At 44.9% G+C, this 17,491-nt stretch carries 23 protein-coding genes and 3 tRNA genes; 8 read left to right on the top strand and 18 right to left on the bottom strand.

Going from position 1 to position 17,491, the window contains the following annotated elements:
* Positions 1-51: 51 nt before the first annotated feature.
* From MED92_RS01095 to MED92_RS01125, 7 genes are all read right to left on the bottom strand, one after another.
* Positions 52-825: a response regulator gene (locus MED92_RS01095; protein ID WP_007019614.1), complete on the bottom strand. Its 774-nt coding sequence runs from the start codon at positions 823-825 to the stop codon at positions 52-54.
* A 182-nt stretch (positions 826-1,007) separates the two neighbouring features.
* Positions 1,008-1,094 (bottom strand) — tRNA-Leu (locus MED92_RS01100).
* Between the two features lie 10 nt (positions 1,095-1,104).
* A tRNA-Cys gene (locus MED92_RS01105) sits at positions 1,105-1,178 on the bottom strand.
* Between the two features lie 25 nt (positions 1,179-1,203).
* Positions 1,204-1,278 (bottom strand) — tRNA-Gly (locus tag MED92_RS01110).
* A 90-nt stretch (positions 1,279-1,368) separates the two neighbouring features.
* The gene (gene pgsA / locus MED92_RS01115) at positions 1,369-1,917 is read right to left on the bottom strand and encodes a CDP-diacylglycerol--glycerol-3-phosphate 3-phosphatidyltransferase (RefSeq protein WP_007019615.1); all 549 of its coding nucleotides are present in this window, start codon (positions 1,915-1,917) and stop codon (positions 1,369-1,371) included.
* Positions 1,918-1,922: 5 nt separating this feature from the next.
* Entirely contained in the window at positions 1,923-3,764 is a 1,842-nt protein-coding gene (gene uvrC, locus MED92_RS01120) for an excinuclease ABC subunit UvrC (RefSeq protein ID WP_007019616.1), read from the bottom strand.
* A 3-nt stretch (positions 3,765-3,767) separates the two neighbouring features.
* Positions 3,768-4,073 carry a hypothetical protein gene (locus MED92_RS01125; protein WP_007019617.1) on the bottom strand — a complete coding sequence of 102 codons (306 nt, stop codon included), beginning with the start codon at positions 4,071-4,073 and terminating at the stop codon, positions 3,768-3,770.
* 71 nt (positions 4,074-4,144) lie between these two features.
* Between MED92_RS01125 and MED92_RS18315 the strand changes: the two genes are divergently transcribed.
* Positions 4,145-4,933 carry a DUF1853 family protein gene (locus MED92_RS18315; protein ID WP_007019618.1) on the top strand — a complete coding sequence of 263 codons (789 nt, stop codon included), beginning with the start codon at positions 4,145-4,147 and terminating at the stop codon, positions 4,931-4,933.
* 54 nt (positions 4,934-4,987) lie between these two features.
* On the opposite strand, the gene MED92_RS19295 is transcribed toward MED92_RS18315, so the two are convergent.
* Both MED92_RS19295 and MED92_RS01135 read right to left on the bottom strand, forming a co-directional pair.
* Positions 4,988-5,122, bottom strand: coding sequence for a hypothetical protein (locus MED92_RS19295; RefSeq protein WP_007019619.1), 135 nt, complete (start codon positions 5,120-5,122; stop codon positions 4,988-4,990).
* Between the two features lie 120 nt (positions 5,123-5,242).
* Complete coding sequence (locus MED92_RS01135; RefSeq protein ID WP_007019620.1) at positions 5,243-6,115, bottom strand: NAD(P)-dependent oxidoreductase; 873 nt, start codon at positions 6,113-6,115, stop codon at positions 5,243-5,245.
* A gap of 137 nt (positions 6,116-6,252) precedes the next feature.
* Between MED92_RS01135 and MED92_RS01140 the strand changes: the two genes are divergently transcribed.
* Complete coding sequence (locus tag MED92_RS01140; RefSeq protein ID WP_007019621.1) at positions 6,253-6,741, top strand: TlpA family protein disulfide reductase; 489 nt, start codon at positions 6,253-6,255, stop codon at positions 6,739-6,741.
* A gap of 53 nt (positions 6,742-6,794) precedes the next feature.
* Here the strand turns inward: MED92_RS01140 and MED92_RS01145 are convergent, their stop codons facing one another.
* The 4 genes from MED92_RS01145 to MED92_RS01160 all read right to left on the bottom strand — a co-directional run bounded on the left by MED92_RS01145 (position 6,795) and on the right by MED92_RS01160 (position 10,686).
* On the bottom strand, positions 6,795-7,973 hold the full coding sequence (locus MED92_RS01145) for a pyridoxal-phosphate-dependent aminotransferase family protein (protein WP_040661407.1): 1,179 nt from the start codon (positions 7,971-7,973) through the stop codon (positions 6,795-6,797).
* A 43-nt stretch (positions 7,974-8,016) separates the two neighbouring features.
* The gene (mtnN, locus tag MED92_RS01150) at positions 8,017-8,769 is read right to left on the bottom strand and encodes a 5'-methylthioadenosine/S-adenosylhomocysteine nucleosidase (RefSeq protein ID WP_007019623.1); all 753 of its coding nucleotides are present in this window, start codon (positions 8,767-8,769) and stop codon (positions 8,017-8,019) included.
* 95 nt (positions 8,770-8,864) lie between these two features.
* Positions 8,865-9,893, bottom strand: coding sequence for a thioredoxin family protein (locus MED92_RS01155; protein WP_007019624.1), 1,029 nt, complete (start codon positions 9,891-9,893; stop codon positions 8,865-8,867).
* Between the two features lie 40 nt (positions 9,894-9,933).
* Complete coding sequence (locus MED92_RS01160) at positions 9,934-10,686, bottom strand: tRNA pseudouridine(65) synthase TruC (RefSeq protein WP_007019625.1); 753 nt, start codon at positions 10,684-10,686, stop codon at positions 9,934-9,936.
* Between the two features lie 131 nt (positions 10,687-10,817).
* Between MED92_RS01160 and MED92_RS01165 the strand changes: the two genes are divergently transcribed.
* From MED92_RS01165 to MED92_RS01190, 6 genes are all read left to right on the top strand, one after another.
* Positions 10,818-11,498 carry a Bax inhibitor-1/YccA family protein gene (locus MED92_RS01165; RefSeq protein WP_007019626.1) on the top strand — a complete coding sequence of 227 codons (681 nt, stop codon included), beginning with the start codon at positions 10,818-10,820 and terminating at the stop codon, positions 11,496-11,498.
* A 74-nt stretch (positions 11,499-11,572) separates the two neighbouring features.
* Positions 11,573-11,965 carry a sulfurtransferase complex subunit TusD gene (tusD, locus tag MED92_RS01170; protein ID WP_007019627.1) on the top strand — a complete coding sequence of 131 codons (393 nt, stop codon included), beginning with the start codon at positions 11,573-11,575 and terminating at the stop codon, positions 11,963-11,965.
* Positions 11,965-12,333, top strand: a complete 369-nt coding sequence (gene tusC / locus MED92_RS01175) for a sulfurtransferase complex subunit TusC (RefSeq protein WP_083774872.1) — start codon at positions 11,965-11,967, stop codon at positions 12,331-12,333. Before tusD ends, tusC begins: the two co-directional genes overlap by 1 nt.
* Before the next feature lies 1 nt (position 12,334).
* Positions 12,335-12,631: a sulfurtransferase complex subunit TusB gene (tusB, locus tag MED92_RS01180; RefSeq protein ID WP_007019629.1), complete on the top strand. Its 297-nt coding sequence runs from the start codon at positions 12,335-12,337 to the stop codon at positions 12,629-12,631.
* The gene (locus MED92_RS01185) at positions 12,631-12,939 is read left to right on the top strand and encodes a TusE/DsrC/DsvC family sulfur relay protein (protein WP_007019630.1); all 309 of its coding nucleotides are present in this window, start codon (positions 12,631-12,633) and stop codon (positions 12,937-12,939) included. Before tusB ends, MED92_RS01185 begins: the two co-directional genes overlap by 1 nt.
* A gap of 200 nt (positions 12,940-13,139) precedes the next feature.
* Complete coding sequence (locus tag MED92_RS01190; protein WP_007019631.1) at positions 13,140-13,697, top strand: chemotaxis protein CheW; 558 nt, start codon at positions 13,140-13,142, stop codon at positions 13,695-13,697.
* A gap of 49 nt (positions 13,698-13,746) precedes the next feature.
* On the opposite strand, the gene MED92_RS01195 is transcribed toward MED92_RS01190, so the two are convergent.
* From MED92_RS01195 to MED92_RS01215, 5 genes are all read right to left on the bottom strand, one after another.
* Complete coding sequence (locus MED92_RS01195) at positions 13,747-14,151, bottom strand: secondary thiamine-phosphate synthase enzyme YjbQ (protein ID WP_007019632.1); 405 nt, start codon at positions 14,149-14,151, stop codon at positions 13,747-13,749.
* 56 nt (positions 14,152-14,207) lie between these two features.
* Positions 14,208-15,308 carry a malate dehydrogenase gene (locus MED92_RS01200; RefSeq protein ID WP_007019633.1) on the bottom strand — a complete coding sequence of 367 codons (1,101 nt, stop codon included), beginning with the start codon at positions 15,306-15,308 and terminating at the stop codon, positions 14,208-14,210.
* Positions 15,309-15,462: 154 nt separating this feature from the next.
* Positions 15,463-16,362, bottom strand: a complete 900-nt coding sequence (locus MED92_RS01205; protein WP_007019634.1) for a radical SAM protein — start codon at positions 16,360-16,362, stop codon at positions 15,463-15,465.
* A gap of 2 nt (positions 16,363-16,364) precedes the next feature.
* Complete coding sequence (locus MED92_RS01210) at positions 16,365-17,144, bottom strand: TatD family hydrolase (protein ID WP_007019635.1); 780 nt, start codon at positions 17,142-17,144, stop codon at positions 16,365-16,367.
* 32 nt (positions 17,145-17,176) lie between these two features.
* On the bottom strand, positions 17,177-17,491 hold a 315-nt coding region (locus MED92_RS01215; protein ID WP_007019636.1), incomplete at its 5' end, for a PilZ domain-containing protein.

Raw genomic sequence — 17,491 nt, forward strand, 5'->3', positions numbered from 1 at the left:
GGAGTAACTGATTTTGGGTTTCAGCTTTAACTCGCCGGCTAATATCCGTGATCATCCCAAGAAACTGCGTTTCACGTCCAGCTCCATGCTGTTGACGCTTAACTCTATAGGGAAAACTTCACCATCTTTTCTGAGGCCTACCAAGCGCCTTTGATTACCTAATATGCCTTTAAGCCCTGGCTTCTTATATTGGCTCAAGTAATGATCATGCTGACTACGATAAGGCTCCGGCATCAACATGGATACATTATTTCCGATCATCTCCACCGACTTATAGCCAAAGATTCGCTCCATCGATGCATTGGTCGAAAGCATTATGCCCCGGGAATTTATGCTGACTATGCCGTCAACTACAGTATCCAGGGCAACTTGAAGTTTAATTTCTGACGGATCTTGAATGTCACAGCTTAGATCTTCAGGGGCATCTTCTTGAACAGCGGAAGGCGCACTCGGGTTACTTTGTGAGGCTAAAGAGGTTTTTATGTGCTCAATAAATTCCTGATTGTTCCAGGGTTTAGCCAGGAATTTATGAACGACTCCTGTATGTACAGCTTTTAGTACAGTGTCAAAGTCAGCGTGGCCACTCAAAATAATCCTGCCCGTCTCCGGCCATTGTACTTCGACTTTAGCCAGGAACTCTGTCCCTGAAAGCCCAGGCATACGAAAATCAGAGACAATCAGTGAAGCCTGGTTAGATCCCAACCAGGTTAAAGCGGCTTCAGCAGAGTCCTTCGAAGCAGATGTAATACCCGCTCGCCGAAGAATTCGGCTAAGTGCCTTGAGGATATCCTTTTCATCATCGACGAGAAGCACTTCAACATGCATTCGCTTACCCCTTGAGTCCTGCTTCAAGAATGTAGAACGTGCTCAAATAGTCATTTAAAAGTTTGAGCTTATTTAGAAAGATAACCGGAGGAGAACAAAGCTGCAATCAGCAGTAAGTTATTATTTTACTGAAGATTAATTTCAAAGAAGATATTTTACGCTAACCGCGGAAGTGGCTGAAATGGTGCCCGGGACCGGACTCGAACCGGTACAAGCTTGCGCTCGGGAGATTTTAAGTCTCCTGTGTCTACCAATTTCACCACCCGGGCGAAGAAGAAATGGAGGCGCGGGTCGGAATCGAACCGGCGTACACGGAGTTGCAGTCCGCTGCATGACCACTCTGCCACCGCGCCTCTATAGAACTTGCAAGTCAGAACTTGGAGCGGGAAACGAGGTTCGAACTCGCGACCCCAACCTTGGCAAGGTTGTGCTCTACCACTGAGCTATTCCCGCTCTGCCGTAGCAAGTGGTGCGTATTATAGAGACCCGACTCTATATGTCAACACCGTAATAGAAAAAATTTTTTGCTTAATTATTAACCACTTACATCTCTTCAGATAAGACTGGCCAAGCAGCTCTAAGGTACTGATACATAGACCATAAAGTAAGAATGGCTGCAAGATAGAGCGCAACAATTCCTGCCCAGGAGATATTGGTATAGGGCTCAGTTACAACCATCAACATGATCGCCAACATCTGCAGAGCAGTTTTAAGCTTACCAATATAGGATACGGCAACACTTGCCCTCTGCCCTATCTCTGCCATCCACTCACGTAGTGCAGAGATAACGATCTCTCTGCCGATGATGACGATAGCAGGAATAGTAATCCAGATATTGTTATAGGACTCAACCAGTAGCGCAAGTGAAATAGCTACCATCAATTTATCTGCGACGGGATCAAGAAAAGCGCCAAACGGCGATGTCTGGTTTAACTTACGAGCGACGAATCCATCCAGCCAATCGGTGAAGCCTGCAATAGCAAAGACACAGCCTGTGGCCAATGGAGCCCAGTCATAAGGCAGGTAAAAAACAAGAACAAATACAGGTATCAGCAGGATACGCAGACTGGTTAGTATATTAGGTAGCTTCATTCGTATTACAGATCCGGGTGGAGAGCCGAATAGATCTCTTCGGCGATTGTTAGGCTTATGGTAGAGACTTTTGCAATTTCTTCAACACTCGCGCGCTGTATCTCTTGAATACCACCAAAATGTCTAAGTAATTCACGACGGCGCTTCGGTCCAACACCCGGAATATCTTCCAGAACAGAACGTTTTCGCGCTTTGCCGCGACGTGCGCGATGCCCTGTTATGGCAAAGCGGTGTGCTTCATCGCGAATATGCTGCAGCAGGTGTAAAGCGCCCGAGTCGTTTTCAAGAACAGTTTCATCACCTGTATCACCTGAAATAAGCACTTCAAAGCCAGCCTTGCGTGTCGGGCCTTTCGCTATACCAATAACCAGGACCTGAGCAATTTGTAGTTCATCAAGCACTTCCATTGCCTGAGTTACCTGCCCCTTACCACCATCAACAATGAGAAGATCAGGTAGCTTAGCCTCTTCCTTTTTTATCCTGCTGTAACGTCGATGCAAAGCCTGATACATGGCCGCATAGTCATCACCCGGAGTAATTCCTTCAATATTGAAGTGGCGATAATCTGACTTAAGTGGTCCGTTTTTATCAAATACGACACAAGACGCTACGGTCGCCTCACCTGAGCTATGACTAATATCAAAGCATTCAAGGCGAGTAGGAATATCATCTAAGCCAAGGAGCTCCTGCAGTTCAAGGTAGCGATTGTAGATATTCTTTTTATTAGCAAGATAACTGGACAACTGTTGCTCGGCATTAGTTTGCGCCAGTTTTTGCCAACCAGATCGTTCACCTCTCACATTATGTGAGAGCGCAACTTTCTTGTCCCTGGCCTCTGCAAGAGCAGCCTTAAGGCAATCTTCATCCGATAGTTCGAAAGGCGTAATGATATAGGCAGGTATCTCACGCTGAGCACCCAGATACCACTGGGCTATAAATGCCGAGACAATTTCATCTCGGGTTTCTTCAATGGACACTTTCGGATAGTGGGATTTACTGCCAATTACCCGACCACCACGCACAAACAGCATATGCAGGCATACACCACCCGGCTGGAGATCGCAGCCTATTACATCAGCATCACCCTGTAGCCCTGTAACATACTGCTGTTCCTGAACCTTTTGCAGACTCACCAATTGATCGCGATAAAGCGCTGCTTGCTCAAAGTTAAGCTGCTCAGAAGCGGCCTCCATCTCTTGAGCAATTTCATCCATTACAGCCTTATTTTTTCCTTCAAGAAACATAGCCGCATGCTTAATATCTTCCTGATATTCCTGCGGCGAAATAGCTTCCACACAAGGCGCGGTACAACGTTTAATCTGGTACTGGAGACAAGGGCGTGATCTATTCTTAAAGAAACTCTCTTCACACTGCCGAATACGAAAGATTTTTTGTAATAGATTAAGGCTATCTCTTACCGCACCACCACTTGGATAAGGCCCGAAGTATTTACCGCTTTTTCGCTTGGCTCCACGGCTGAAACGTACCGCCGGGTAAGTATCTTTATCTGAGATAAAGATATAAGGGTAAGACTTATCATCACGTAAAAGGATATTGTAAGGCGGGCGATACTCTTTGATCAGGTTTTGCTCAAGCAGAAGCGCTTCTGTTTCGCTGTTGGTTACCGTGATCTGAACATCAGCGATTTTTGAAACAAGTGACCGGGTTTTCACACTAAGACCGGTAGCGCGGAAATAACTACTGACCCTATTCTTCAGGTTTTTCGCTTTACCTATGTAGAGAAGTTTCTCTTGGGCGTCATACATCTGGTAAACGCCCGGCCTTTTGGTTAACTGCTTTAGAAAAGCCGCTGAATCAAAAGTACTGTCAATTTGGCTGTCACTCACAGATCAATCTTCAGCCTTAGCAGAGAGCTTACGCGAATCCATGTATTCGTGAGTCGCGATACGATGAATTTCCTCGAGTGCGGACATAGTTTCGTCGGTGATACCTGCACCTCGAGACAAAGAAACTTCCAGATAGACTCCGATCTCAGCGTAATAACAGAGCTGTGCGTCAGTATTCTGCGCACGGCGCAGCTTGGTTAGTGAAATCTGAGCGCCGTTTACCAGAATGGTATTAATGTCTGATTCTGTCAGAACAACTTCCCGATCCTGTTCACTAAGTGGTAATCCAGTGTTATTTTTTCGGCTCATAATCTTTCGTCGCTACTAAAGTTTGGCAATACTTTAAGGGTTTATAAGAAACATGTAACTAGATAATTAATATGAAAGAAGATCTTTTTTGGATTCAATCCACACCCTCACTGATGAACATACCAGAACCATTCTGTTCTGGTGTAGATCTTCTTAGGTATCTTAATGATCATACAACTGACCATGAAGACCTTCCTACTTCACAGCACAAGCTGGGATTATACTACGAAGATTGCGTTAACCACCTTATCAATAAGTCCACAAAGGTTATTGATTTAAAAAGAAATATAGTTGTCACGAAGAACAAAAAGACCTTGGGTGAGTTTGACTTTATTGGTCGAACAAGTGAAAAAGATTTCCACCTTGAATGCGCGATTAAATTCTATCTACGAGTCGGCTCAGGCGAGCAGCTCAGTGACTTTATCGGCCCAGGCAAACGAGATCGACTGGATATCAAATGGCAACGAATGCTGGAACACCAACTCCCCCTTTCAGAGACAAACGACGGATTACGCACCTGCCACCAGCATGAAATATCTCCCTCGGCCAGGGCCCTGCTGATCCAGGGTTATTTATTTCACCCCCTGGATGAGCCCGCCCAACAGCTTCACCCGACGATCAATAAACACCATCTAAAGGGCTGGTGGATCTACGCTAAAAACCTGCAAAAGATTCAAGGTGACTTTCAGTATCAGATACTGAGAAAGCCTTATTGGCTTAGGTTTTCTGAAACCGGGCTAATGAACTTTGATGCACTGACAGAGCAGATGATATCGCTTAAGCAGCCATGCTTAATTAGACGGTTAGACAGTTCAGCTCGGGAGATCGATAGAGGGTTCGTACTTAACAACGATTGGTAGATCGATTGGTAGGAAGAACCGGACTATTGAGAACCAATAATCCGGTATTCGCAATTACTTGCTTTCTGCTGCTGCAGCGTCTTTTGCAATTACCTTTTTCAGTACGCCAACCGCAACGACTGTACCGATAATCATTGCAGCAACGATTACCAGGCTTGGTGCAGCAGAGATCATGCTGTATTTATCCATAGAACTGTCCTCGATATTTTAATAGTAATAGATTTAATATCGCGGCAATTATATAGACAAATTCCAGCCTGTCTATGCACCTATCGCCCACAAAAACCTTATATAAAATAAGGCTTTTAACTACTTTTCACGTTTTTCCAGGCGCATCAATAAGCTAGACGTATCGCAGCGGTTACCACCCATCTCCTGAACATCAGCATAAAACTGATCAACAATTGCAGTTATAGGTAAACGCGCACCATTCTTACGAGCTTCATCGAGCACGATGTTAAGGTCTTTGCGCATCCAATCGACAGCAAAACCGAAATCATATTCGTCGTCGATCATGGTTTGATGCCTGTTAACCATCTGCCAGGAACCCGCAGCGCCATGTTGAATGACATCAAAGACCTGTGCAGCATCCAGCCCTGCACGTTTTGCAAAATGCACCCCTTCAGCTAACCCCTGGACCAGACCTGCGATACATATCTGGTTAACCATTTTCGCTAACTGACCAGCTCCCGCTTCACCCAGTAAACGGATTGACTTTGAATAAGCATCCATCACTGGCTCCGCTTTATCAAAAGAAGCCTGATCACCACCGACCATAACACTTAATACGCCGTTCTCAGCACCTGCCTGACCGCCAGATACGGGCGCGTCTAAAAAGCCGATACCTTTATCCGCTGCTAATGAAGCAAGTTCACGCGCGATTTCAGCTGAGGCCGTTGTATGGTCTACCAGGATAGATCCTTCCGTCATGCCATTAAAGACACCTTGATCTCCACAAGTCACCTCACGCAAATCATCATCATTACCTACGCAAGTGAAGACAATGTCAGCACCCTTTGCGGCTTCGGCCGGGGTAACTGCGAATGCACCTTTATAATCCTCAGACCAGGCTTCTGCCTTAGCTGTCGTACGGTTAAATACTGTTACATCATGGCCAGCCTTTGATAAATGACCTGCCATTGGATATCCCATTACGCCTAAACCGATAAATGCAACTTTCATAAATATCCTTGCGCGAAACTTCTGGTTGTTATTGAACTGTTTCTGTTAAAAGAGCTCTGAGTATAAATCATGCGCAGACAAAGACCATAGAGCTGATAATTTGTTATTCTTGCACTTCCTTAAGCCTGAGAGAAAACATGAAGTTAATTAAGCTTCTTGCCATTACCGCCCTTCTGATGATTCAAGCCAGCTACGCAAAGAGTAATCAGGAGTTTTATTCGCTAAGCTTTGAGAATGCAGAGCAGGAAACCGTTGAGTTTTCGCAGTTTAAGGGCAAGGTTATTCTTCTTAACTTCTGGGCAACCTGGTGCCCTCCGTGCATTCGTGAAATGCCATCAATGCAAAGGCTTAAAACCCATTTAACTGATCAACCCTTTGAAATTGTAGCGATCAATGCCGGTGAATCTGCAACAACTGTATCCAGTTTTCTGATGGAGCTGGACGAAGCGATTACCTTTTCGATCCTTCTTGATCAGAAAAGCAGATCATTTCGTGAGTTTGGTATACGTGGACTGCCGATGACACTACTCATCGATAAACAAGGTAAGCTGGTAGAAACCATTCTCGGCGAAAGGGAGTGGGATAGCGAAGATTCAATTAAGAAGATTGAGCAATTAATAAATTAAGCGCTATTGGCAGGTTATAACCAGCCAAAGCGCTTAAGGAACGATCACAACACTTATTCTGCGAGCACCGCAGCAGCAGCTTGAGCAGCAACACCTGTTTTAATAGGTGCGTTCATAGCAGCCAGCGTGTTCTCCAGTGCATCAAGACAAAGCATAACGTTTCGCTGAGTACACGCAGTACCCATCAAACCAATACGCCATACCTTGCCAGCAAGGTTACCCAGGCCTGCACCTATTTCCAGGTTATAGTTTTGCAACAGCGCAGTTCGCACCGCAGCGTCATCAACACCTTCAGGAATTAGGACCGAGTTTAGCTGAGGTAACCGACTTTCTTCATTAACCAGAAAGCCAATACCCATTGCTTCAAGACCTGCTCGCAGCGCATTGTGAAGCTTCTGGTGGCGAGCCCAGGCATTTTCCAGACCCTCCTCCTCCATCATTACCAACGCTTCATGGAGTGCGTATAAAGAGTTAACAGGCGCTGTGTGATGATAAGCGCGCTTACCTGAACCACCCCAGTAACCCATCACCAGATTCTTATCAAGGAACCAGCTAGGCACAGCTGTTTTACGATTCTTAACCGCTTCTACCGCTTTATCGCTGAAACTCACTGGCGAGATACCTGGTGGGCAAGAAAGACATTTCTGCGTACCTGAGTAGATTGCATCAATACCCCAGCCATCTACATCGACATCAATACCACCGAGAGAAGTCACCGCATCAACAATGGCCAGAGCACCGTTATCATGGGCAATCTGACAGAGTGATTTAGCGTCCGAGCGAACACCTGTAGAGGTCTCAGCATGAACAAATGCGAGCGCTTTTACGTTATCATTTTCAGCAAAAGCGGCTTTAACTTTTTCGACATCAACGGGCGTGCCCCATTCATCCTGAATAAGAATGCATTCGCCACCAAAGCGCTCGACGTTTTCTTTCATTCGACCGCCAAACACACCATTCTGGCAGACGATAACTTTATCACCTGGCTCAACCAGGTTCACAAAGCACGCTTCCATGCCTGCAGATCCAGGGGCAGATACCGGCAACGTTAATTCATTTTCAGTTTTGAACAGCTTTTTTAGCATACCCTTTACTTCATCCATCATGCGGATGAATTCAGGATCTAAGTGGCCAATAGTTGGGCGAGCCATAGCGGCTAATACACGCGGGCTAACATCAGACGGACCTGGGCCCATCAGTGTCCGTACAGGAGGGTAAAAAGAGGAAGTCATAAAGGCCCTTATAAATAAAGTAATTACAAAGGCCCTATTTGTATCAGCTGACGGCTAACTCATCAATCATTGCGATGATCATTTCAGCCGAATGTTTAGCAGCAGTCACTAGAAATTGGTCGAATGACACGCCAGATTCTTTACCAGCGATGTCAGAAAGCGCTCGAATTACGATAAAAGGCGTATCAAATTGCAAACAGGTTTGCGCAATAGCAGCTGCTTCCATTTCAACTGCTTTCATTTCCGGGAATAATTTACGCTTGCGCTCAACACGCTCGGGATCATTCATAAACTGATCACCCGTGCAGATTAAGCCACGTGTCGTTTTCATCCCTTCCATACGCGCAATACAACGCTCAGCAACTTCAGCCAAAGTTGCATCAGGTGAGAATGCCGCAGGCTGGCGTGGAACCTGACCGTACTCATAACCAAACACAGTTAGATCAACATCGTGATGACGCACCTCAGATGAGATGACAATATCACCCACTTCTAGGCTAGGGTCATAACCACCAGCAGAACCTGTATTGATGATACAATCTGGCTTAAATGTCTGAAGTAGAATTGTTGTACCTATGGCAGCATTGACCTTGCCAATTCCAGATTTGAGCAGAACAATATCTTTGCCATGCAACTTACCAGTATGTAGGTGGTAACCCGCAATTTCGTGGTCCTCACGATCAGAAAGCGAGCCCTTTAGCAGCTCCACTTCTTCATCCATTGCGCCAATAATACCAATACGAATATTGCCGCTTTTCTGCTGAATCAGTTCAGCAACATTTTGTTCTTTGCTCATTAACAACCTAACCGTCGGTCTGTGCAATTTGTTGGTTAAAATAAAGCGCGATTAGAGCATAGCTTTTACTAAAAAAACAGCCTAAGCCCGCACTATTACTGGGTAATAACGACTTTTTTACCGCTTTCTCTGAGGCGATCAGCCCTTTCATTGATGTAGCGCTGAAATTCAGGCAAACGCTCATAAGTTTTGCTGCTGACATATTCCAATGCAGTATTGTAATGATAAGACTGCACATAACTGTCCACCCTGAATTGCTCTTTTAGATTCGTATCCAGAAGCAGCGTACTTGGGAAGAATGTAATACCCAATTTTTCTGCCCATTCTTTAGGTGACAAACGCTCGCCGCCAGGTGTGGTAATAGGTGTATCAGAAGACACATCCACGCGATAAGTATCAAATGCATCTAGCTGTTGATCAGTATCGGTTCGAGACAATACGCGTCGATGAAGCTGATCGCAATCAGAGCAACCAGGATATTCAAATAGTATCGCAACAGGCTTTGCCGATTTAACTATAGACAGGTCAGATGTGTGTTTAAAGCGTGCAGATGGATACAAGCTTTCATTTGGATTAGCCGTAATCATACGCTGCGCGAGTGAAGCCTCGGTATCGCCAGTTAAGACATAGTCAAATATTTTAGCCGTGACTTCTTTGCTGCGATAACCATCGATCCTCAGGACAGGCTCGGGCTCTCCGGAGAAAAATATTAACGTCGGGGTGTATTGTACTTTCCACTGCTTGGCCAAGTCTTTTTCAGAAAGTACATCGCCATTTGGAAGGGTAACCTCGCGATCCCCCCACAAATTCAGTGCGAGAACATCAAAGTTTTCCTGAATGAATTGGCTCAACTGAGGGTCAAGTAAAGATTGCTGAACAAAGTTAAAGCAATAGGGACAACCGGCTTGATGAAAGTATACAAGCAGCTTCTTACCCTCTTCCTCTGCCTCCTCAATGTCATCAGCAAGCTCTAAGAAGCTATCTTTAAACCAAAAAGGGTCTTCGATGGGTGTTCCAGAGTAATGCAGGAGTGACGTTTCATTAGTTTTGGTTTTAGTGTCAGCCGCTAATAGATTGAACGGTATTAGCAACAGCAGACCTAATAGTAAATTTCGTACCCGCATAACCGACCTCCTTTGATTTATAACTATTCTGGACAGAACACTACGAATCGACAAGCGAATCAGGAAAAAGTCCTTTCCAGCCAAATCCAGCAAACAGCTCATCACAATAACTATCAACGGGCGCAGTAATATCCATAAATTCCTGGGTTATTGGGTGGGTAAACTGGATATTCGTGGCCATCAACATTAATCGCTGCAAATCAAAATTCTGCTTTAACATTTTATTATGCTTGTTATCGCCATGCTTGGTATCACCCGCTATTGGGTGAAAAATATGCTTCATATGTCGCCTTATTTGATGCTTACGCCCTGTTTCAGGCTTAACCTCTACCAGCGAATATCGAGATTTATCATAACGGCCAATCGGAATATCGAGCTCTACTGTACCTAAACGGCGATAGTGAGAAACCGCTTCCTGGGCTTCCTTATCTTGATTTGCATGCTTATCGGCAATTTTATCCAGCTGCTCTTTCAACGCATAATCAATCGTATCGGCTTCTGGAGTATAGCCACGGCACATACACAGGTAGGTTTTACTCACGTCACGTTCGGCAAAAATAAGGTTCATCTTCTGTGCGACCTCTTTACTCTTTCCAAACAGAATCACACCTGATGTTGGCCTATCCAAACGATGGATCGTATAAGGGCTGCCTCCCTCGAAATATACTTTGAGCATCGATGCCAGATTAGGCGTACCCCGAGGCGCTACCCAGCTTGGATGAACTAACAAACCACTTGGTTTATTGATTGCAATAAGGTGATCATCTTCAAATAGAATGTCGAGTTCTGACATATCATTCTCGCCTGGATAAAATAGGAGGCAGATTCTACGCTCGCCATTTTTGTTGTAAAGACAACTTGAAAAACCGAGTAAAATGCTTATATATAGAGTTAATCTAACAGGGAAATTTTCTCGAGGACAAAATGCGTACCGTTAATACTTACGATACTCGCTCTGAACAATCCGTTCTTCAGACGAATAAAGTCATTCGCAATACTTATATGCTTCTGGCAATGACAATGGTGGTTAGCACCATCACTGCCGGTATTTCAATGGCGCTGCAGATGCCGTTTATTGTTTACATCGGCAGTTTCGTTCTTAGCTTTGTAATGCTGTTTATTCTTAATAAAAAGCAGAACAGTGCGGCAGCACTACCCCTAGTATTTCTGTTTACAGGCATGATGGGGTTCGGTCTCGGACCGTTACTTAACCATTATCTAGCAATGGCAAATGGTGGCCAGATCATCATGACTGCTCTTGGAACTACCGCCCTCACATTCTTTGGCCTCTCTGCATACGTCCTTACCAGCAAAAAAGACTTCAGTTTTATGGGCGGTTTTCTGGCTGCGGGTATGATGGTTGCACTGATCACCATGGTTGCGCTCTTCGTCCTACCTCTATTTGGCATTGAACTTGGTGCACTTCACCTTGCATTTTCTGCTTTGGTAGTACTACTGATGTGTGGCTTCATTCTTTACGATACAAGCAATATCGTGAATGGCGTTTATACCAACTACATCATGGCAACTGTCAGCTTGTACCTGAACATTTACAACCTATTCATTCATCTGCTTAGTCTAGTGGGTGTATTAAGTGACGACTGATCACTAACTTTACGTCAAAAAGCCTCGCTTTCTTTGCTAGAATAGCGGGGCTTTTTTATATCTGGCGTTCAACTATGAAATTTTCCATCGTCATCCAATCATCCCCTTTTACATCTCAATCGAGTAGCACAGCACTTCGCTTTGCTCGTACGCTGATCACAGAAGGTCACGAGCTGTTCAGGGTGTTTTTTTATTCTGATGCCGTTTTGACGGCTAACGCCCTGATCTCCCCTCCACAGGATGAGCAAAGCCTTCCTGTGGAGTGGCAAGCGCTGGCCTCTGAACACAACCTGGATCTGGTCGTTTGCATTGCTGCAGCGGTAAAACGTGGAGTTCTGGACACAAATGAACAGAAGCGATATGAGAAAAACGCGCAGAACCTGGAGAATCGTTTTGAGTTATCTGGCCTTGGTCAACTTGCTGAGGCCATAGCGGTTTCAGACAGAGTCGTAACATTCGGAGGCTAATGATGAATGCTCAACGATCGGTTTTAGTCTTAAATCAGAGTGCTCCCTATGGTTCAGCATCTGCACGTGAATCTCTCGATGTAGTACTCACCTGCTCAATCTTTGATATGCCAGTGTCCCTTCTTTTTGCAGGTGATGGGGTATACCAGCTCACCAAAGAACAAAACGGCAGCGCGGTTGGTCAAAAAACATTAGAAGCGATGTTATCAGCCCTACCTATGTATGACGTTGATAGTATCTACGTTACCCGAAACGACCTCATAAACAGTGGTTTGCAAGAGAGCGATTTAGCTTTACCTGTCCAGGTGATTGAAAATGATCGATTACCTGAGCTTATCAAACAACATTCCACTGTACTGACATTTTGATATGACTTTACATCTACTCAATAAAACACAGCAAAACACCGCCCTTATAGAGCGTATGCTAAGCACATTGTCTGATGGTGATCAGATCCTATTAATTGAAGATGGCGTTTATAACGCACTGCCACACAGTGAATCCTGGATTGATTCTAAGGACCTAAAACAGAGCACCTATGCTCTTGTCTGCGATATTGAAGCCCGCGGTCTTTCGTCGAGAATTCGAACTGACATCGAACAGGTCGACGATAAAGGCTTTGTAAGATTAAGCTGTGAAGCAGAAAAAGTAGTGAGTTGGTTCTAATGCTTGAGTTAGATGAAGAGGGATACCTCAAAAACCTTAATGACTGGAATGAGTCTGTTGCAGATCAAATCGCTACAGATGAAGGTTTATCGCTGACGCCCGAACACTGGGAGCTTATTCACTTAATCCGCGAATTTTACGCAACTTATCAGCTTTCACCAGCCATGCGCCCGCTAATTAAGGCGGTAAAGTTGAAATACGGTGCAGATAAAGGCAAGAGCATTTACCTGATGAAACTGTTTCCAGGTAGCCCTGCAAAGCTTCTTGCGAAAATTGCCGGCTTACCGAAACCTGATAATTGCCTATAACTTGACGAACATCTGCATCTGGCTGAAATGATTAAATATTTTTGGAAATCATATTTAATCCATCACGATGCTAGTCTATGCTTAGGTTTAAATGACTTCCATACTTTCAAGCTTAATAAAGGTGTGGGATACTCGAAGGGTTTTATGCTCACCAGGCACTAACGATCTTTGTATAGTAGTAACGACACAGGTAGAACACTATGGGTTTAGAAGCAGCAGCAGAACAACTAAAAGCTATGCAGGCCGAACAGGTAATGCATCAGCAGGCAGATGACGCTAAACGCAGTAATCAAGATGAAGTGGTATACCATCAGTGGGCTACATTCAAAGTCGATAATGAACTCTACGGTGTAGATGTTATTCAGGTAAAGGAAGTGCTGCGCTACAGTGAGATTACGCCTGTACCTGGCTCTGACTATTTCATTCTCGGCATTATCAACCTACGTGGTAACGTAGTAACCGTTATCGACACACGCCAGATGTTCGGCCTTAGCCCTCATACACCCGATGATGATACGCGAATTATTGTCGTTGAATACAACGAGCAAGAAGTCGTAGGGCTTGTCGTTGATAGTGTCGATGAAGTAATCAACCTACCGCAAAATGATATCGACCGCGCTCCAAATGCCACTGGCGAAGAAACAACCAAACGTTTCGTTCAGGGCGTTTGCTACTACAACAGCATCCTTATCATCCTGCTGGACCTGCTCAAGATGCTACAAAGTATCACGCCAATGGATACCGGCGAAGATTTCTAAGAGTAAAAGAATTTCTAAGAATAAAAAAAGCTGCCGAATGGCAGCTTTTTTATGCAATATGTACCGCTATATTTCGGCTTCTGGCCTGATGCCGATGCTCCCAACAATACACGCCCTGCCAGGTACCCAAGCACAACCTGCCATTTAAGACAGGAATACTTAACGTGGTTGCCGTTAAAGCGCTCTTGATATGCGCAGGCATGTCATCTGCACCTTCAAAGATATGCGTATATAAACGGTCGTTTTCAGGTACTAATCGATTTAACCAGTTTTCAAGGTCATCTTTGGCCGAGGGGTCGGCATTCTCCTGGATTGTCAGGCTGGCACTGGTGTGCTGAACAAGTAGGCTACAAAGACCTTCTTTGACCCCGGAACGCCCAACTAAATCCTGCAACTGATGGGTAAATTCAAATAAGCCCTGCCTACCCGTACGGACAGAAAGTATCTCAACCATAAAAAATGCCTCTTCACTTGAAGAGGCACTTTAGCAGATTCAGCAGAGAATCAAACTTACATTACACGGTTTGTGGTCATGAATTTAGAATCTGAGTCCGGTCCAGTATCATCTGCGAATAAAGTGACACCGGAACGAAGGCAGATAGACAAGTTCTGATGAGAGGCCTCAGTTTCTTTAGGTAGCAGATGGTCAACAACGGCCTTTTCATCCAGAAGCTCCTGCTCTGTTGTAGTTAAGCGCTGACGGCTAAACTCATTGAGCTCAATATCATGAACGATCTGGTAGCGACCATAGTTGCAACGAACCGGGAAAGAGTAGAAGATCCCTTTTGCGATGCCGTAGCTACCGTCGCTAAGAATACCCATGCTGATGATCTCACCAGGTTCAGTACCAAGCACCCAATCACGCATCTGATCGACAATGGCCTGGGCTGCTGAAGCTGCGCTGGAAAGCCCCCTCGCCTGAATAATCTCGCCACCACGCTTTTGCACTTTAGGAATGAACTCATCACGGTACCAGGTTGTATCAATCTGCGACATCGCCGGTTTACCCAGGATCGTTGCCTGATGAAGATCCGGATACTGAGTTGGGGAATGATTACCCCAGATCATGATACCTCCGATATCTCGAGTCGTAGCACCGCAGTGATTAGCGAGAATACCCTTAGCACGGTTGTGGTCCAAGCGGGTTAGACAGGTGAACTGAGACGGACTTAGATCAGGCGCGTTTCGGCTGGCGATCAGTGCATTAGTATTCGCCGGGTTGCCTGTTACGAGAACTTTAACATCTCGGTTAGCATAGTCATTAAGTGCTTTACCCTGACGCGCGAAGATTTGCGCATTTTCTTCAAGAAGGTCGCTACGTTCCATGCCTGGACCACGCGGCTTAGCGCCCACCAATAACGCATAGTGAGCATTTTTAAAACCATCTTCAACATTGTCATGCAGAGTGATTGTGTGAAGCAGAGGGTAAGCACAATCCATCAATTCCATTGCAACACCACGGAGGGAATCCATTGCATGGGGAAGTTCTATCAGTTGAAGGATAACGGGCTGATCCTTACCCATCATTTCGCCAGCAGCGATCTTAAACAACAAGCTGTAGCTAATAGCGCCTGCAGCGCCAGTTACCGCTATTCGAACAGGACGTCTCATGCTTATAACCTCTGGTAATATTCTTATATTTCAAAAGAATTTTATTTATACCAAAGTATAAACACAAAAGATAACAAAGTAATTACTTCTCTGGTCCTTAATATGTGCTAAAAATCTGAACTTTAGAAGGAAAACCCACTATCTAGCTGGCAAATTAAAGGCCTCGCCCCTTTTCACTACGGAGAAAAACCGTATCTGAGTAATTTAGAGCGCCATCAATCATGGATAGTAATTTTTGCTTATCGCGGCCCAATACACCTTTTAGCACTAAATAATTTGAGGCGTGATCACTTCTAAATACCGTTCGTTCCAGATTTAGCTCTGAGATAAGCACCTGCATCTCTTCGATCAGCTCTCGTTGACTGCAGGCCTTGAAATCCCCGCCAAAATTATTGATGAAATGCTCTTCACCCTCGCGGAAAAACAACACCAATGTTGCCAAGTAGTCCGGCTGCGCAGCATTAACTAATCTTGCCGAATCAAGCGCATGCTGTTTACTGTAAACAGAACCACCCATGCCGTTAATGATCATTACAGACGACTTCATACCCGCCTGCTTTATCTTCATCAGCGCATCAAGTGTGGATTGATAAGTCTCCCCCTTGATGATCTTTTCTAAGACCTGATCGTTACCACTCTCTGCGCCAACATACATAAGCTGTAGCCCCAACTCACGCAGCTCAGCCAGCTCTTCTACCGATTTATTATTCAGGTTTCTCGGCAGGCAGTAGGAAGAAACCCTTGTAACAGTCGGAAGATGCGTTTTAATTGCCAACAGAATCTCTTTAAGGCGCTTAAAGGATAATGCCATCGCATCACCATCGGCGAGAAAAACCCGCCTAACAGCACCAAGCTGAGCGGCACAGGCTTTAATCTCCGCCTCAATTTCCTGCTGTGGTTTTGGCCTAAACTTCTTTTGCGGCAAAGTGTACATTTCACAGAACGTACATTTATTCCAGCTACAACCATTAGTCACCTGCAGTATGAGTGAATTTGCCTCACTCGGTGGACGAAATACAGGCTCAATATAATTAACCGGCGGGTAGTGATACATGATCAGATATCTGCTTTAGAAAACACACGTTTGAAGTTTTCTGTAGTAATTTCAGCAACCGCCTCAAGAGAAACACCCTTAAGATCAGCAATACACTGGGCCACTTCCACTACATACTTAGGTTCATTTTTTTTGCCACGATGGGGTACGGGTGCCAGATACGGTGCATCCGTTTCAATCAGAATGCTCTCTAATGGTACATTCTTAACCACATCTCTGAGTTCCTGAGCATTTCGAAACGTCGTTATCCCGGAGAAAGAGATAACGTAGTTCATATCTAACGCGGCTTTAGCCATCTCCCAGCTTTCAGTAAAACAGTGCAGAACACCAGCCGACTCAGGGTTACCATAGGCCTCAATCATACTGAGAGTGTCCTCCCTTGCATCTCGGGTATGAACAATGACAGGTAAACCTAACTGTCCCGCAGCCAATAAATGGGTTTTAAAACTTTCCTGCTGTATCTGATGGGTATCAGTGGAGTAATAATAATCTAAACCCGTTTCCCCTATAGCGACCACACGAGCTTTTGAAGCCTCAACAATGAGCTCATCAATCGTTGCCTGCTCTTCATGAGCATGCAGCGGATGTATACCTACAGAGCTAAAAATATGCTTGTAAGGCTCTACAAGCTTATGCATCGATTGAAACTGCGACATCGAGATCGATACACAGAGCATTGATCCGACCTTACGCTCTTCAGCAGCCTGTAACATCGCATCAAAATTATTTGCATAGGGAGACAAGTCCAGCTTGTCCAGGTGACAGTGGGAATCTATAAACATGGGAGTATTTGGACAGTTTTGGGCTTAAGCGCTTAAAGTGCGTTTGTCTTACGATCAGAATTAAGTGCGCCAGCCAGATAGGTTTCAATTTTGTTTACTAAGGTAGCGTCATCAGATGACAGCTGAATTCCAATACCAGGAGTTCGACCACCTTGCGCACCTTTTGGTGTTACCCATACCACTTTACCAGTAACAGGTATTTTGTCGCCCTCTTCCATTAGCTCCAGCAACATGAACACCTCTTCACCCAAATGATAGGAACGAAGCGTGGGAATGAATAAGCCACCATTTGTTATATAAGGAAGATAAGCCTGATATAGCTCCTCTTTGCTCTTAATCGTCAACGA

It is taken from the genome of Neptuniibacter caesariensis (genome assembly GCF_000153345.1).
Classification (GTDB): domain Bacteria; phylum Pseudomonadota; class Gammaproteobacteria; order Pseudomonadales; family Balneatricaceae; genus Neptuniibacter; species Neptuniibacter caesariensis.